We start from the raw sequence: 592 nt of genomic DNA, 5'->3' as shown, positions 1-592 counted from the left end.
TTCGCCATCAGGATAGAGCAAAGCCAGTTTCTCTAGACTCTGAGAAAGTGCAAATAAGTTGCCTTCATGCCACTGTGCCAACATCTGTAAGGATTGCTGATCGGGCTTTAAACCCAATGCGCGGCAGCGCGTTTGCACAAACATAGGCAAACGCTGAAGATCCGGCGTTAAGCAGCTGACCCAGTCGCCTTTGGCATTCAGTGCTTTAAACCATTTGGCATTTTCTTGCGCTTTAGTCAGCTTCGTTCCGATGATCACTAGCATGATGTCATCATGCAGCATGTCACACAGAGTCTGTAGCTCTTTGCTGATGGCTGTGTTGACACCACTTTCTGGGATCTCAAGCTCAATGAGTTGTCGACTAGAAAATAAGCTCAGAGCTTGAAAGCAGTCATACACTTGGTTCCAATCTAAACTTGCATCGACAGCAAAACGGTGTCTTTCTTCAAAACCGTGTTGTAGAGCGGTTTTTTGAATCGCTTGGCGGCTTTCTTGGATCAGTAGCGGTTCGTTTCCGAAGATCAGATAAACCTGCTTTAAGTGTTTGGCTAGATGGTCAGCTAGTTTGTCAGCATAAATTCGCATGTTGATT

1 protein-coding gene is annotated in these 592 nt (G+C 45.6%); it reads right to left on the bottom strand.

All coding sequences use genetic code 11. From position 1 onward, the window contains the following. A partial coding sequence (gene holA, locus R7Q46_RS28640) for a DNA polymerase III subunit delta (protein WP_318078503.1) occupies positions 1-585 on the bottom strand: 585 nt, incomplete at its 3' end. Positions 586-592: the final 7 nt, after the last annotated feature.

The sequence above is a fragment of the Vibrio sp. 811 genome, from assembly GCF_033339195.1.
Note: the sequence above shows the minus strand (reverse complement) of the source record. Positions and strands in the feature narration are given on the sequence as shown.